The sequence below is a fragment of the Geodermatophilus sp. SYSU D00700 genome, assembly GCF_054050255.1.
Genome location: NZ_JBJGZA010000002.1, coordinates 1 through 14843, shown reverse-complemented (window position 1 = coordinate 14843; position 14843 = coordinate 1). Strand labels below are relative to the sequence as shown.

The window sequence follows — 14843 nt, the reverse complement described above, 5'->3', positions numbered from 1 at the left end:
CCATTGGCGCTACGAAGGCACTCACCGGGCGTCCTCCCGCATCGCGGCGGCGGCGTGCCGGACGGCCCTGCGGATGTTGGCGTAGCCGGTGCACCGGCAGAGGTTGCCGCCGACGAGCTCGTCGACCTCCTCGTCGGTGATCTCCGCGGCCGCGTCCCGTGCCTCCAGGCCGGCCGCGATGGTCACCAGGAAGCCCGGGGTGCAGAAGCCGCACTGCAGCGCGTGGCACTCGCGGAAGGCCTCCTGCACCGGGTGCAGCACCTGCCCGCCCTCGCCGTCCTCGCGGGCCAGCCCCTCCACGGTGGTCACCTCGGCGCCGTCGACCTGGACGGCGAGCACGAGGCAGGAGCGCACGGGGTCGCCGTCGACCAGCACGGTGCACGACCCGCAGACGCCGTGCGCGCAGCCGACGTGGGTGCCGGTCAGCCGCAGGTCGTCGCGCAGCAGGTCCGACAGCACCCGGCGCACGGGCACGGTGGCCTCGCGCAGGACGCCGTTGACGGTGACGGCGACCGTCCGCTCGCTGTCGACGGGGGTGGTCATGCTGCGCTCCTCTGCACGGCCTCGGCTGCCGCCTGCGCCAGTGTCCGCTCGGTCAGCACCCCGACCAGCAGCCGCCGGTAGTCGGCGCTGGCGTGGATGTCGCCGTCGGGGTCGACCAGCGTGCGGGCCAGCGCGCCGGCGGCGGCCCAGTCGGCGCTGTCGACCGGCTTGCCGGCCACGGCCTCGGTGAGGTCGTGCACCTCGGGCACCAGACCCACGGACAGGTAGGACGCCCGCACGGCGGCGACCCGGCGGTCGGCGTCGAGGGTGACGACGACGCCCGCGCCGCAGACGGCGTAGTCGCCCTTGCGCCGGGAGATCTCGGCGAAGGCGGTCCCGGAGCGCTCCGGGAGGGCGGGGAAGAAGGCATCGACGACGACGGCCGGGCCGGCCAGCGAGGTCTCGAGCGGCCCGACGAAGAGGTCCTGCCAGCCGACGGTGGAGCGGCCCCCCGGCGTCGCCACCGTTACCGAGCCGCCGGTGAGCGCCAGCACGGAGGTCATCTCGCCCGAGGGGTCGGCGTGCGCGATCGAGCCGACCGTCGTGCCGCGGTTGCGGATCGCGGGGTGGGCGACGTTCGCCGTCGCCCGGGCCAGCAGCGGCTGGACCCGGGCGGCGGCGGTCGCGTCGGGGCTGTCGCGGAGGAGGCCGTTGTGCCGGACCAGGGCTCCCACCCGCACGCCGTCCCCGGTGGCCTCGACGGTGTCGAGGCCGGGCACCCGGTTGATGTCCACCAGCGTGGCCGGGGCCGAGAGCCGCATCGCCAGCAGCGGCAGCAGGGACTGCCCGCCGGCGAGGACCTTGGCGCCGGGTTCGGCGGTGAGGACGTCGAGCGCCTCCTCGAGGGACCGGGGGTCGGCGTAGCGGAAGGGAGCGGGTTTCACCTGTCGAGCGTCCCCTTACGGGTGTCGATGCCGGGCCGGCCGACCTCGTCGACCGACGACGGGTCGGGGCTGTACTCGTGCCGCCCGCGCCCGGTGTGGCCGTAGTCGTGCGCTCCGGCGTGGCCCAGCGCCGGGCCGGTGCCACCGGCGTACTCCTGCTCGGCCAGCAGGGCCGCGCGCATCTCGGCCGGCGCCAGGGCGCGGGCCACGTGCCAGCCCAGCACCGCCACGATGGTGCCCAGGGCGATCCCGCCCAGCGAGAAGGTGTCGGTGATCTGCAGGTTCACGTTGCCGATGGCGATGATGATGCCCGCGGCGAGCGGCACCAGGTTGATCGGGTTGGCGAAGTCGACGCGGTTCTCCTTCCAGATCTTCGCGCCGAGCAGGCCGATCATCCCGTAGAGCACGACGGTGATCCCGCCCAGGACGCCGCCCGGGATGATGTTGATCAGGGCGCCGAACTTCGGGCACAGGCCGAGCAGGATCGCCACCAGGGCCGCCACGTAGTAGGCCGCCGTCGAGTAGACGCGGGTGGCGGCCATGACGCCGATGTTCTCGGCGTAGGTGGTCGTGGGCGAGCCGCCGACCGAGGAGGCCACGACGGTGGCGACACCGTCGGCGGCGATGGCGCGGCCCATGTACGGGTCGAGGTCGCGCTTGGTCATCTCGGCGACCGCCTTGACGTGGCCGGCGTTCTCCGCGACCAGCGCGATGACGGCGGGCAGCACCAGGAGGCTGAAGTTCAGCGAGAAGCTGGGCGCGGTGAAGTCGGGCAGGCCGAACCAGTCGGCCTGGCCGACGGTGTCGAAGTTGATCCGGTCGCGGGTGACGACCTCGCCGGTGCCGTCGGGCGAGGTGATCTGGCCGGCCGTCGCGTCGAGCAGGACCGACAGCAGGTAGCCGAAGACCAGGCCGAGCAGGATCGAGATCCGGGCCCAGAAGCCGCGCAGCAGCAGCGAGGCGACGATGACGAAGGACATCGTGGCCAGCGCCACCCACTGGTCCTGGGGCCAGTAGATGCCGGCCACCACGGGGGCCAGGTTGAAGCCGATGAGGAGCACGACCGCGCCGGTTACCGCCGGCGGCAGGATCGCGTGCAGGAACCGGACACCGGCGAAGTGGATGAGGACGCCGACCAGCGCCAGCACGACGCCGGAGACCAGGATCGCGCCGACGACGTCACCGGAGTCGCCGCCCTGCGCCCGGACGGCGACGACGCCGCCGACGAACGAGGCGCTGGTGCCCAGGTAGCTCGGCACCTTCCCGTTCACGATGAGCAGGAAGATGATCGTCGCGATCCCGCTCATCATGATCGCGAGGTTGGGGTCGAGCCCCATGACGATCGGGAAGACGAAGGTCGCCCCGAACATCGCGACCACGTGCTGCGCGCCGATGCCGATGGTGCGCGGCCACGACAGCCGCTCGTCGGGAGCGACGGCCTCACCCAGCGGTGGCGTCTTCCCGTCTCCGTAGAGCTTCCAACCGAACGCCATGGGGACCTCCTCGACCTGCCCATCCGACGCAGCCGGGAGGTGCCGGCACCCCCGGGAGGCCGTCACAGTGTCACGCGCCTCACAGGGACGGAAGTGCCTCAGCGCTAAATGTTCCGCGTGCAACAAGATCGTTGCCGGGCCGATACCTCACCGCTGAGGAACCCTCCCGGTACGGTTCGGAGGGTGAGCGCTCCCGATCCTGCCGAGGGTGTCCGGCACGTCTCCCTGCGCAGTGGCGTGTACGCCGACTCCGTGCGGTTGATGCAGGTCAGCCGGGACGTCGGCGCGCGCGACGGCGTCACCGCCGTCCTCGTGGCCATGGCCACGCCGCTCAACGTCGAGCTCGCCGCCGGCATGGGTCTGGCCCCCGAGCAGACCTCCTCGCCCGACCAGCTGCTCATCGCCGTCCGGGCGGTCGACGACGACGCCCTGGCCGCCGCGGTGAGCGCCGTGGACGCCGCGCTGGCCGAGCGCGAGCGCTCCCGGGCCACCGCCGACGCCCAGCCCGCCCGCACCATCGGCGCCGGCCTCGACGACCTCGCCCCCGGCGCGCCCGCCCTCGCGATCGTCAGCGTCCCGGGGCAGTACGCGGCGCTCGAGGCCGCCGACGCGATCGCCGCCGGGCGCAGCGTGCTCGTCTTCTCCGACGGCGTCCCGGTCGAGCAGGAGGTCGCGCTCAAGCGCGCCGCGCACGAGGCCGGCGTCCTGGTCATGGGGCCCGACTGCGGCACCGCGATCGTCTCCGGCGTCGCCCTGGGCTTCGCCAACGTCGTCCGCCCCGGTCCGGTGGGCGTGGTCGCGGCATCGGGCACCGGCGCGCAGCAGGTGTCCTGCCTGCTCGACGCGGCCGGCGTCGGCGTCTCGCACGTGATCGGCGTCGGCGGGCGCGACCTGTCCGAGGCCGTCGGCGGGCTGGCCACCCTCGACGCGCTGGCCGCGCTCGACGCCGACCCCGCCACCGAGCGGATCCTCGTCGTCTCCAAGCCACCGGCGCCGTCGGTGGACGAGGCCGTGGAGCGCGCCGCCGCGGGGCTGGCCACGCCGGTCCGGTCGGCCGCGCTGTCACGGGAGACCCCTGACCTCACCGCCGCCGTCGAGGCGCTGCTGGCCGACATGGGGCGCGACGTGCCGGCGTGGCCGTCCCGCCCCGGGCCGGACGAGGCGGCGCCGGCCGGCGCCGTCCTGAAGGGGTTCTACTCCGGCGGCACGCTCGCCGACGAGGCGATGCTGCTGGCGGCGCCGGTGCTGGGCGACGTCCGCTCCAACACCCCGCTGCGGCCCGAGCTCGACCTCGGTACGGACCTGTCCGCCACCGGGCACGTGGTCGTCGACTTCGGCGACGACGCGCTGACCGTCGGCCGCGCCCACCCGATGATCGACCCCACGCTGCGGCTGGAGGCGATCGCCCGGCTGGCCGGGTCCGGTGAGCCGGCGGTGCTGCTGCTCGACGTCGTCCTCGGGTACGGCGCCGACCCCGACCCGGCGGCGGCCCTCGCGCCGGCCCTCGCCGCGGCCCGGGACCGGGCGCGGCTGCCGGTGGTGGTCGCGCTCGTCGGCACCGAGGCCGACCCCCAGGGCTGGAGCCGGCAGGCCGACGCCCTGGCCGCGGCCGGCGCCGCCGTCTTCGCCTCCAACGCCGCGGCCACGCGGTACGCCCTCGACCTGCTGGGAGCGCAGTCATGACCCTGTCCGACCTGCTCTCCGCGCCGCCGTCGATCGTCGCGGCCGGGGTCGACGTCTTCTCCGGGGCGCTGCGCGCGCAGGGCACGGAGGTCGCCGACGTCGACTGGCGGCCGCCGGCGCTCGGTGACCCGGCCGACCTCGCCGCGCTGGCTCTGGACCCGCGCCGCGCCGCGGCCAACCGGACGGCGGTCGAGCGGGTGCTGGCCACGGGTTCGGTGCTGGTCGACGTCCGGCCGGCTCACGAGGTGCTCGGGCTCGAGGGGCGGGTGCTGCTGCACTCCGGCCCGCCGCTGACCTGGGAGGCGGCGTCGGGCCCGATGCGCGGGGCGCTGGTCGGCGCCTGCCTGTTCGAGGGCTGGGCGTCGACGGTGGAGGAGGCCGAGGCGCTGCTGGCCTCCGGCGGCGTGGAGCTCGAGCCGTGCCACCACCGCTCCGCCGTCGGCCCGATGGCCGGGGTGACGTCGCCGTCGATGTGGACGTGGTGCCTCGAGGACCCGGTCAACGGCGGGCGCGCGTACTGCAACCTCAACGAGGGCCTGGGCAAGGTGCTGCGGATGGGCGCCTTCGGCGAGGAGGTGCTCACCCGGCTGGCCTGGATGCGCGACGTCCTCGGCCCGCTGCTGGCCCGGGCGGTGCGGTCGATGGCCGAGCCGCTCGACGTCAAGGCGGTGCTCGCGCAGATGCTGCAGATGGGCGACGAGGGGCACAACCGCAACCGCGCCGGCTCGCTGATGACCCTGCGCGAGCTGTCCCCGGCGCTGGTCGCGCTCGACGCGCCGTCCGACGACGTCGCCGCCGCGCTGCGCTTCATCGGCGGCAACGAGCACTTCTTCCTCAACCTCGGCATGCCGACGGCGAAGCTGGCCATGGACGCCGCCCGCGACGTCCCGGGCTCGACGCTGGTGACGGTGATGGCCCGCAACGGCACCGAGTTCGGCGTGCAGACCGCCGGCACCGGCGACCGCTGGTTCACCGGGCCCGCGCAGACGCCGGTGGGCCTGTTCCTCGGCGACTACGGCCCCGAGGACGCCAACCCCGACATCGGCGACTCCGCGATCATGGAGACCTACGGTGTCGGCGGGTTCTCGATGGCCGCGGCGCCGGCGATCGTGCGGTTCGTCGGCGGCACGGTCCCCGACGCGCTGGCCACCACCGAGCGCATGTACCAGCTCACCCTCGCCGAGAACCCGGCCATGGCCATCCCGATCCTCGGTTTCCGCGGCGCCCCCACGGGCATCGACGTCCTCGCCGTGGCCCGCACCGGGTGGCTGCCGCAGATCAACACCGGCATGGCCGGGCGGGTGGCCGGTACCGGTCAGGTCGGCGCGGGTCTGGTCCAGCCGCCGCGGGAGTGCTTCGAGGGTGCGCTGGCCGCGCTGGCGCAGGAGGCCCGGACCGCGCCCGCGGCGGCCTGACCTGCTCCGCGGGACCGGCGCTGTCGTGGCCGTCGGCGCCTGATCGCCACGAGACCGCCGGTCTCGCGCCGCTGCGGGCACGACGGGTGGCGCCCGGCCGGGCCGGGCCGCAGGCTCCCCGCGTGGGCAGGAGCGGTCCCGGGCGCGACGACGTCGTCCGGGTCAGCAAGCGGCTGTCCTACGTGCTCCGGCACCGGCCCGACAGCGTGGGGCTGGTCCTCGACGACGCCGGCTGGGTCGACGTCGCCGCGCTGCTGGCCGCGCTCGCCGCGCACGGGATGCCACTGACCCGGGAGGACCTCGACCACGTCGTCGCGCGCAACGACAAGCGGCGCTTCGCGTTCGACCCGACCGGCACCCGGATCCGCGCCAGCCAGGGGCACAGCGTGCCGGTCGCGCTCGGGTACGCCGCCGAGGCCCCGCCCGACGTCCTCTTCCACGGCACCGCGGTGCGCAACCTGCCCGCGATCCTCGCCGAGGGGCTGCGCCCGGGCCGGCGGCACGCGGTGCACCTGAGCCCCGACGAGGTCACCGCCCGCGCGGTGGGGGAGCGCCGCGGCCGTGCCGCCGTCCTGCGGGTCGACGCCGCCGGGCTGGCCGCGGCCGGGGTGGTGTTCACCCGCTCGGCCAACGGGGTGTGGCTGGTCGACGCCGTCCCGCCGCGGTACCTGGGCGTCCTCTAGCCCGGGACCCGGACGGCGAGCAGCGCGACGTCGTCGTGACGGCCGGCCGTGGCGGCCGCGGCCAGCAGCCGGTCGCACAGCTCGCCGAGCGGGTCGCCCGCGCGCCGGGCGAGCTCCCCGACGAGCCAGGCGTCGCCCTCGTCGAGGGTGCCGCCGCGCCGCTCGACGAGGCCGTCGGTGTAGAGGAGCAGCGTGTCCCCGCGCCGGAGCGGCAGGTCGGCGTCGGTGCGGGGTGTCCCGGGCGCCACGCCGAGCAGCGGCTCGGGGGTGCCGGCGAGCAGCCGGACCGACCCGTCCGCGGCCACCAGCGCCGGCGGCGGGTGGCCGGCGTTGGACCAGCGCAGCGTCCCGCCGTCGCCGGTGGGACGGACCACGGCGACCGCGACGGTGGCCAGGGCCGGTGCCGTCAGGTGCGCCATCACCCGGTCCAGCGCCTCCAGGGCCCGCGCCGGGGACGACGCGTCGACGGCGACCGCGCGCAGCATCCCCCGGACCTCGGCCATGGCGGCCGCGGCCCGGGGGTCGTGGCCGGCGACGTCGCCGATCACCAGGGCGGTGCCGCCGGCCGCGGGGAAGGCGTCATACCAGTCCCCGCCGACCCGGGTCCCGCGCAGCGCCGGCAGGTAGCGCACCGCGGACTCCAGGGAGGGGACCACCGGAGGTGGGCCGAGCAGGTGCCGTTGCAGGGTCTCCCCGAGCTCCAGCGACGCCCGCGTCGCGGCCGCCTCGGCGCTCACCCGGGCGAGCTCGGACTCGCGGTGCACGCGCAGGGTGCAGGCGCCGACGGCCACCGCACCGGCGACGGCCACGACGACCAGCCGGACGACCTGGGCGGGCAGCGCCTCGGCGCTGTACTGCCGGTCGTAGACGCCCAGCAGGGCAGCGGTCACCAGCGCCGCGGCGCCGTAGGCCGCGGTCGCCCGCCGTCCGGTCAGGGTGGCCGCCACCAGGGGAGAGGCGGCCACCAGGCCCAGGAGGACCTGGTCCCTGCCCAGGGCGAGGTCGAGCACGGCCGGGCCGAGCAGGAACACCAGGGGCAGCCCGTGTGCCCGGACGCGTCCGCCCACTGCGCCCCCTCGTCCCGCGGGCTCCCCGCAGCCGCGTCCGGGCGCCCAACGTAGACGAGTCCCGGCGCGCACCGGACCGCCGGGCGTCACCGGACGTCGGCGGGCGCGTCGCCGGCGAGGGCCGGCGACGCGCCCGGGGGGTCAGGCCTCGACGATCGCCGCGACCGGCCCGCCGCCGGAGGGGCCCTGGTGCACGGCGGCCACCGACACGAACACCGCGGGGTCGCCGGTGACCGCTGCGGTCACGCCGCCGACGGTGGCCTTGATCTGCCGGTGCCAGTGCACGTCGGAGTCGTCGAGCATCGCGTTGCGCCGGTCGCGGACCATGCCGCTCGGGTCCGCCTCGCACTTGAGGAACACGTTGACCAGCCGGCCGCCGAGGTCGGTGTGGTGCGGCCGGTCGGGCAGCTCCAGGCCGGCCGAGCGGATGGCCTCCCAGATGCCGTCCTGGTCGAGCGCGTCCTCCATGACCGAGTGGCCGATCCGGTAGCGACCGCCGTGCCCGCGGGCGTTGCCGACGACGACGATCTGCGCCCGGTCGAGCTCGACCCCCGACGAGCAGGAGGCCACCGAGGAGAACAGCGACAGGTCGTGCATGACGTCCTCGTCGCGCGGCATCCCGATCTCGCCGAGGGCGACGGCGATGCCCAGCGCCGTCGTGGCGTTGGACAGGTCCATCGACTCGTGGGTGTGCTCGGTCCACACCGTCTTCCCGCGGCTCTTGGCGTCGCGGATGGTGTCGATGGTCAGCAGCGGGGTCTTGGTCTGCACGTAGTGGACGTCGGCGGGGTCGTCGATCCCGGCCGCGGCCATGGCCTTCCGCACGCCCTCGGCGACCGTCTCGATCATCGCGACCCGGCCGATGTCCTCGGGCAGGATCTGCTCGCTCATCGCGTACCCCACGGTCAGCCGCGGCTCGTCGGTCTTCTCGACGGCGTCCTCGGGCAGCGTGGCGAAGACGGTCGCGTGCGGGCTGATGACGCCGTCGGTGCCGCCGGACCACACGATCGGGATCTGCGCGACCTCCTCCTTGCTGCGCGTCCCCTTCTCCAGCAGCACCTCGCGGAACGCCCGGTCGGCGATGATCCGGGTGTAGTCGTTGACGCCGCCGTTGCCCTCGGTCTTGCCGATGACCGCGACGACCCGGTCGGCCTCCATGACGCCGTCGTCGATGAGCTTCGCCAGCTCGCTGGCGTCGCTGACGTTGTGCAGCGGGACCTTGCGGACCTCGATCGGTGCGGGCACGTCTTCCTCTTCTCTCACACGTGGCCCTGCTGCAGGGGCCCGCCGCGAGCCTGCGAGCGGTGGGGGGGCAGCAGGGTCCTCCTGCAACACGGTGCCGACGGCGTCGCCGGTGACGGCGCCGGCGATGTTCTCCAGCGAGGTGATGACGGCGCGCTCGCCGCCTCCCTCGACGAAACGCAGCGCGGCCTCGACCTTCGGGCCCATGCTGCCGCGGCCGAACTCCCCGGCCGCGGCGTGCCCGCGGAGCTCGGCGGGGGTGACCCGGCCCAGTGGCGACGGCGACCCGGTGCCGAAGCCGAGCACGACGTTGGGGACGTCGGTGGCGACGACGAGGGTGTCGGCCTCGAGCTCACGGGCCAGCAGCGCGGCCGTGAGGTCCTTGTCGATGACCGCCTCGACGCCGCGCATCGGCTGGCCCGCGACCACCGGCACCCCGCCGCCACCGGCGCAGACGACGACGAACCCGGCGGCGACCAGCGCGGCGATGGCCGGGGCGTCGACCACCGACCGGGGCTCGGGCGAGGCGACCACGCGCCGCCACCCGCGCGGACCGCGGTCCTCCCACAGCTGGCCGAGCGCGATGAAGCGGGCGGCCTCCTCGGCGGGCAGGTGGCGGCCGACCGGCTTGGACGGCGTGGCGAAGTTCGGGTCGTCGGCGTCGACGAGCGTGCGGGTGACCAGGGCGGCCGTGCGGCGGTCCAGCCCGCGGGCGGCCAGCGCGGCGTCGAGCTCGTCGGCGAGGGTGAAGCCGACGGTCGCCTGGGTCTGGGCGACACACCAGTCCAGCGGGACCGGCGGGACGACGCGCGCCGCCATCTCGTTCTTGACCAGCAGGTTGCCCACCTGCGGGCCGTTGCCGTGGGTGAGCACCACCTCGACGCCGGCCGCGACGACCTCCGCGATCGCGTCCGCGGCGACGGCGAGCGCGGCTCGCTGGGCGGCGGCCGTGGCCGCGCCGTCGGGTCCGGTCATCGCGTTGCCGCCCAGGGCGATCACGGCGCGGCGGGTCGTCACCCCGGCGACCCTAGCGGCGTCTCTCTTAGCGGTGAAGTACCTGACCGGGACGACTTCCCGACCGGCGGCCTTCCGCCGGGTGCATGATCCGGGCAGGCACGGGGGCCACCCGGACGGAGACGGCGATGCGGGTCCACTTCGGCTTCGACACCCGAGCCACCCCCGTCCAGGTCCGCGAGGCGTTCACCGACGTCGGTGACCGCCGCCTCGAGGTGTGGTCGAAGACCCTGGACCCGGCGAAGTACGAGGTCCGCGAGAAGGGGGAGGGCTGGGCCGTCGTGCGCGAGGGCAGCGCGGGCGTCCCGTTCTGGGTGCTGCTGCGCTACGAGTGGCCGGACCCGGACCGGGTCGCCTGGACCCTGCTGGACAGCGACCACTGCGACCGCGGCACCGGCGACATCCGGATCACCCCGCGGGACGGCGGCGGCAGCCACGTCGACGTCGTCATGCACCACTCCGGTGGCCGGGGTCTGCGCGGCCGCGCCGTGCTGCTGGCCCAGCGCCTGATCGCCCCGCCTGGCCTGCGGCGCAGGTGGCGCGACGCCCTCGACCGGGTGGCCGGCTGAGCGTCAGCGCCGCCAGAAGTCGAAGCGGTCCCGCCCGGGCCGGAAGCCGGCCGCCTCCACGACGTCGACGGCGAGGTCGAAGCGCTGCCCGACCGCGCCGGGCTGGTGGGCGTCGCTGCCGAAGCTCACCGCCTCGCCGCCCTCCTCCCGGAACCAGCGCACCTGGTCGGCCGAGGCCAGCGGGCTGCTGGTGTTGACCTCCAGCGCCCGCCCGGTGCCGGCGAGGGCGCGGAACACCGCCCGGTACTCCTCCTCGTAGTCCTTCTCCACGTAGCGGTGCGAGCCGCCGGGCCAGTACCGCCGGGGGAAGTCGACGTGGGCGAGCACCTGGAAGACGTCGCTGCGCTCGACCATGTCGACGACCTCGGCGAGGTAGCGGCGCATCGTGCCGTCGGCGTCCTGGTAGAGCAGCTGGCCGACGCCGTAGAGCCGGTCGCCGTCGTGGAGGGAGTGCAGCGAGCCGAGGACCCGGTCCACCGGCGCGCCGTCGAGGTGCGCGGCCACGCTCGACTCGAACAGGTGCGGCTCGCCGGCCTCGACGCCCGACCAGATGCGCAGCTCGGGGAACCGCTCGCGCACCTCGGTGAGCTCGGCCCAGTAGCCCTCGCTGTCGATCGGCTGGTGCCGCGAGGCGTGCCGGTCGACCAGGCCCAGCGTGGTGGCCCGGTCGTCGGGACCCCACACGGTGAAGTCGAGGTGCTCGGTGAAGGCGATCGCCGGCAGCCCCTGGGCGATGGCCTGCTCGCAGGCGCGGGCCATGGTCACCGAGCTCGGGGTGTCCCACGACCACCCGGTGTGCACGTGGTTGTCCGGTGGTCGCATCATCCCCATCCTGCCCGCCGTCCCCAGGTCCCGCACGGACGGCCCCGCTGTCGGGGGACGCACCTACTGTCGGGACCCATGAGCACCGCCGCGCCTGCCTCCGACCTCGCCACCGAGGCCCTCGGGGTCCTCCGCGAGCTGACCGGCCGGCCCGACGCGGTCTTCCGCGAGGGGCAGGACGCCGCCGTCGCCGCGCTGGTCGAGCGGTCCGAGCGGGCGCTGGTGGTGCAGCGCACCGGCTGGGGCAAGTCGGCGGTCTACTTCGTCTCCACGGCACTGCTGCGCCGCCGCGGCGCCGGCCCCACCCTGCTGGTCAGCCCGCTGCTCGCGCTGATGCGCGACCAGGTGGCCGCCGCGGCCCGCGCCGGCATCCGCGCCGTCGAGATCTCCAGCGCCAACGCCACCGAGTGGGACGACGTCGCGGCGGCCCTGGCCGCCGACGACGTCGACGTCCTGCTCGTCTCCCCGGAGCGGCTGACCAACCCGCGGTTCCGCGAGGAGCAGCTGCCCGGCCTGGTCGCGCGCTGCGGCCTGCTCGTGGTCGACGAGGCGCACTGCGTCTCCGACTGGGGCCACGACTTCCGCCCCGACTACCGCCGCATCCGCGACCTGCTGGGCACCCTCCCGGCCGGCACGCCGGTGCTGGCGACGACGGCGACGGCGAACGAGCGCGTGGTCGCCGACGTCGCCGAGCAGCTCGGCGCCGGCGGGGTCGGGGTGACCACGGTCCGGGGCCCGCTGGCCCGCGACTCGCTGCGCCTGGGCGTGCTGCGCCTGCCCACCGACCGCGCCCGGCTGGCCTGGCTGGCCGCGCACCTGGGCGACCTGCCGGGCAGCGGCATCGTCTACACCCTCACCGTCGCCGCCGCCGAGGAGACGGCGTCGCTGCTGCGCGACGCCGGGCACGACGTCCGGGCCTACACCGGCCGCCTCGACGACGCCGACCGCAAGGAGGCCGAGGAGGCGCTGCGGGAGAACCGGGTCAAGGCGCTGGTGGCCACCTCGGCCCTGGGCATGGGCTTCGACAAGCCCGACCTCGGCTTCGTCGTCCACCTCGGCGCGCCGTCGTCGCCGGTCAGCTACTACCAGCAGGTGGGCCGCGCCGGCCGCGCCGTCGACTCCGCCGACGTCCTGCTGCTGCCCGGCCCCGAGGACCTCGCCATCTGGCAGTGGTTCGCCACCTCGTCGATGCCGCGCGAGGACCACGCCGCCGCCGTCCTCTCCGCGATGGCCGACGGCAAGGCGTGGTCGGTGGCCCGGCTGGAGACGGTGGCCGACGTCCGCCGCTCCCGGCTCGAGCTGCTGCTCAAGGTGCTCGCCGTCGACGGCGCGGTGGAGCGGGTGCAGGGCGGCTGGCGGTCCACCGGGCGGCCGTGGGTCTACGACGCCGACCGCTACGCCCGCGTCGCCCGCACCCGCGAGGCCGAGCAGCGGGCGATGATCGCCTACGCGAAACCGGTCGACGAGGCGCGGTGCCGGATGGCCTTCCTCCAGGAGGCGCTCGACGACCCGACCGCCGCGCCGTGCGGCCGGTGCGACGTCTGCGCCGGCGCCTGGTACCCCACCGACGTCCCCGAGGGTGCGGCCGAGGCGGCGTCGGCCGCGCTCGACCGCCCGGGCGTCGAGCTCGCCCCGCGCGCCCAGTGGCCCACCGGCGCCGACCGGCTCGGCGTGACGGTCAAGGGGAAGATCGCCGCGGGTGAGCTCCTCGACCCGGGCCGGGCCGTCGCCCGTCTCACCGACCTCGGCTGGGGTCAGCGGCTGCGCACCCTGCTCGGGGACGACGGCGTCGGTGGCACGGTGACCCTCGACCTGGAGGCACCCGGCATCGAGGAGGACCCCGACGCCGCCTTCGACGTGCCGGTGCAGCGCTCGGTCACCGACGTCCCGCCGGACGACGACCTGCTGCGCGCCTGCGCCCGGGTGCTCGGCGCGTGGGACTGGGCCGAGCGGCCCGCCGCCGTGGTCGCCGTCCCCTCCCGCCGCCGTCCGCGGCTGGTGACCGGGGTGGCGCAGGGCCTGGCGCGGCTGGGCCGGCTGCCCTACCTGGGGGAGCTGTCGCTGGCGCACGGCGGCCCCACCGGAGGCCCGGGCGGGAACAGCGCCTTCCGGCTCGCCGGGGTGTGGCAGCGCGTCGTCGTCGGCCCGGAGCTCCGGGCCCGCCTCGACGAGCTCGGCCCCGTGCCGGTGCTGCTGGTCGACGACCTCGCCGACTCGCGCTGGACGATGACCGTGGCCGGCCGCGAGCTGCGGTTGGCCGGCGCCTCCCGGGTGCTGCCGTTCGCCCTCGCACTGACGGCCTGAGGGGTCGTACACACGTTCGATCGGGCGTAGCCTCCCAGCATGTCGCTCGCGCACCAGCCGTCGATGTTCGACGTCGCCGAGGAGGCGGCGCTCACCCCGCTGGCCGGCCGCGTCCGGCGGCACGTGCTCAGCCGCGGCGCCTGGGTCGACCACCTGCCGGGCTGGGTGACGGGGTCCGGCGAGGTCCTCGAGGTCCTGCTGGGCGACATCGGCTGGCGGGCCGACCGGCGGCAGATGTACGACCGCGAGGTCGCCGTCCCGCGGCTGCTGCGCTGGTACGGACGCGGCGAGGTCCTGCCGCACCCGCTGCTCACCGATGTCCGCACCGCCCTCGACGCGCACTACGCGGCCGAGCTCGGCGAGCCCTTCGTCACGGCCGGCATGTGCCTGTACCGGGACGGCCGGGACAGCGTGGCCTGGCACGGCGACCGCCTGGGGCGTAGCCGCACGCAGGACACGCTCGTGGCGATCGTCTCCTTCGGCTCCCCGCGACCGCTGCTGCTCCGCCCGGTCGGTGGCGGCGAGACCCTCCGCTTCCCGCTCGGTCACGGCGACCTCGTCGTGATGGGCGGCTCCTGCCAGCGCACGTGGGAGCACTGCATCCCGAAGACCACCCGGCCCGTCGGGCCGCGGGTCAGCGTCCAGTTCCGCCCGGCCGGCGTCGCCTGACCCGGCGAGAATGCGCTGGACCCGCCCGCCGTTGCACCACACGTCCGCGACGGCTCATCGGGCACCGGAGTGGACGTGGGAATGGTCCGGCCGCGGAGGCCGTTGCACCCCACGTCCGACGCTGGACCCACGGGCCCGACACGGACAGGGGGACCCCCGTGCACGACCCCTCCGAGGGCGTGTATGGTTCTCCCTGCACCACGCGAGAACGGACCGGGCCGCCAGCCTGGTCAACCGCCGGAAAGGCCCCCGAGGCCCGACTGCTGCGGAGCGGGTGTACAGTGAGGACACCGCCTCGAACGAAGGCCGAAAAGGCCGGAGTACGAACGCGTCCGTTCCTTGAGAACTCAACAGCGTGCCGAAAGTCAGTGCCAAGTAACAAACCCCCGTGGCCTGGTCGGTTGTCCGGTCGGGTCGTGGGTTCCTTTGGTTGATGACATCGAGATCTGTCAGGT

The 14843-nt window shown here is 75.4% G+C and carries 12 protein-coding genes; 6 read left to right on the top strand and 6 right to left on the bottom strand.

Annotated features, from left to right (window positions below):
- Nucleotides 1–21: 21 nt before the first annotated feature.
- Genes ACI79V_RS01750 through ACI79V_RS01740 form a run of 3 tightly spaced genes read right to left on the bottom strand, consistent with a single transcriptional unit; the run spans nt 22 to nt 2920 of the window.
- Nucleotides 22–543 carry a (2Fe-2S)-binding protein gene (locus ACI79V_RS01750; protein WP_456886283.1) on the bottom strand — a complete coding sequence of 174 codons (522 nt, stop codon included), beginning with the start codon at nt 541–543 and terminating at the stop codon, nt 22–24.
- Nucleotides 540–1427 (bottom strand): FAD binding domain-containing protein, encoded by an 888-nt coding sequence (locus tag ACI79V_RS01745; protein WP_456886280.1) that lies wholly within the window; start codon nt 1425–1427, stop codon nt 540–542. The genes ACI79V_RS01750 and ACI79V_RS01745 overlap by 4 nt, the downstream gene beginning before the upstream one ends.
- A complete protein-coding gene (locus ACI79V_RS01740; RefSeq protein WP_456886278.1) occupies nt 1424–2920 on the bottom strand; it encodes a uracil-xanthine permease family protein in 1497 nt (498 codons plus the stop codon). Before ACI79V_RS01740 ends, ACI79V_RS01745 begins: the two co-directional genes overlap by 4 nt.
- Nucleotides 2921–3103: 183 nt before the next feature.
- On the opposite strand from ACI79V_RS01740, the gene ACI79V_RS01735 reads away from it, so the two are divergent.
- From ACI79V_RS01735 to ACI79V_RS01725, 3 genes are all read left to right on the top strand, one after another.
- The gene (locus ACI79V_RS01735) at nt 3104–4603 is read left to right on the top strand and encodes an FdrA family protein (RefSeq protein WP_456886276.1); all 1500 of its coding nucleotides are present in this window, start codon (nt 3104–3106) and stop codon (nt 4601–4603) included.
- Complete coding sequence (locus ACI79V_RS01730) at nt 4600–6018, top strand: DUF1116 domain-containing protein (protein ID WP_456886275.1); 1419 nt, start codon at nt 4600–4602, stop codon at nt 6016–6018. The genes ACI79V_RS01735 and ACI79V_RS01730 overlap by 4 nt, the downstream gene beginning before the upstream one ends.
- Before the next feature lie 122 nt (nt 6019–6140).
- Nucleotides 6141–6701, top strand: coding sequence for an RNA 2'-phosphotransferase (locus tag ACI79V_RS01725; RefSeq protein WP_456886274.1), 561 nt, complete (start codon nt 6141–6143; stop codon nt 6699–6701).
- On the opposite strand, the gene ACI79V_RS01720 is transcribed toward ACI79V_RS01725, so the two are convergent.
- Together ACI79V_RS01720 and atzD are read right to left on the bottom strand one after the other, a co-directional pair.
- Nucleotides 6698–7768 (bottom strand): PP2C family protein-serine/threonine phosphatase, encoded by a 1071-nt coding sequence (locus ACI79V_RS01720; protein WP_456886272.1) that lies wholly within the window; start codon nt 7766–7768, stop codon nt 6698–6700. The two genes, ACI79V_RS01725 and ACI79V_RS01720, sit on opposite strands and share 4 nt — an antisense overlap.
- Before the next feature lie 141 nt (nt 7769–7909).
- Complete coding sequence (gene atzD, locus ACI79V_RS01715; RefSeq protein ID WP_456886270.1) at nt 7910–10027, bottom strand: cyanuric acid amidohydrolase; 2118 nt, start codon at nt 10025–10027, stop codon at nt 7910–7912.
- 125 nt (nt 10028–10152) lie between these two features.
- Here atzD and ACI79V_RS01710 point away from each other — a divergent pair, with 125 nt between their 5' ends.
- A complete protein-coding gene (locus ACI79V_RS01710) occupies nt 10153–10593 on the top strand; it encodes a hypothetical protein (RefSeq protein WP_456886269.1) in 441 nt (146 codons plus the stop codon).
- Between the two features lie 3 nt (nt 10594–10596).
- Here ACI79V_RS01710 and ACI79V_RS01705 read toward each other — a convergent pair whose 3' ends face one another.
- Nucleotides 10597–11418 (bottom strand): PHP domain-containing protein, encoded by an 822-nt coding sequence (locus ACI79V_RS01705; protein ID WP_456886267.1) that lies wholly within the window; start codon nt 11416–11418, stop codon nt 10597–10599.
- Between the two features lie 75 nt (nt 11419–11493).
- Here ACI79V_RS01705 and ACI79V_RS01700 point away from each other — a divergent pair, with 75 nt between their 5' ends.
- Entirely contained in the window at nt 11494–13719 is a 2226-nt protein-coding gene (locus tag ACI79V_RS01700; RefSeq protein WP_456886265.1) for a RecQ family ATP-dependent DNA helicase, read from the top strand.
- Nucleotides 13720–13758: 39 nt separating this feature from the next.
- A complete protein-coding gene (locus ACI79V_RS01695; RefSeq protein ID WP_456886263.1) occupies nt 13759–14388 on the top strand; it encodes an alpha-ketoglutarate-dependent dioxygenase AlkB in 630 nt (209 codons plus the stop codon).
- Nucleotides 14389–14843: the final 455 nt, after the last annotated feature.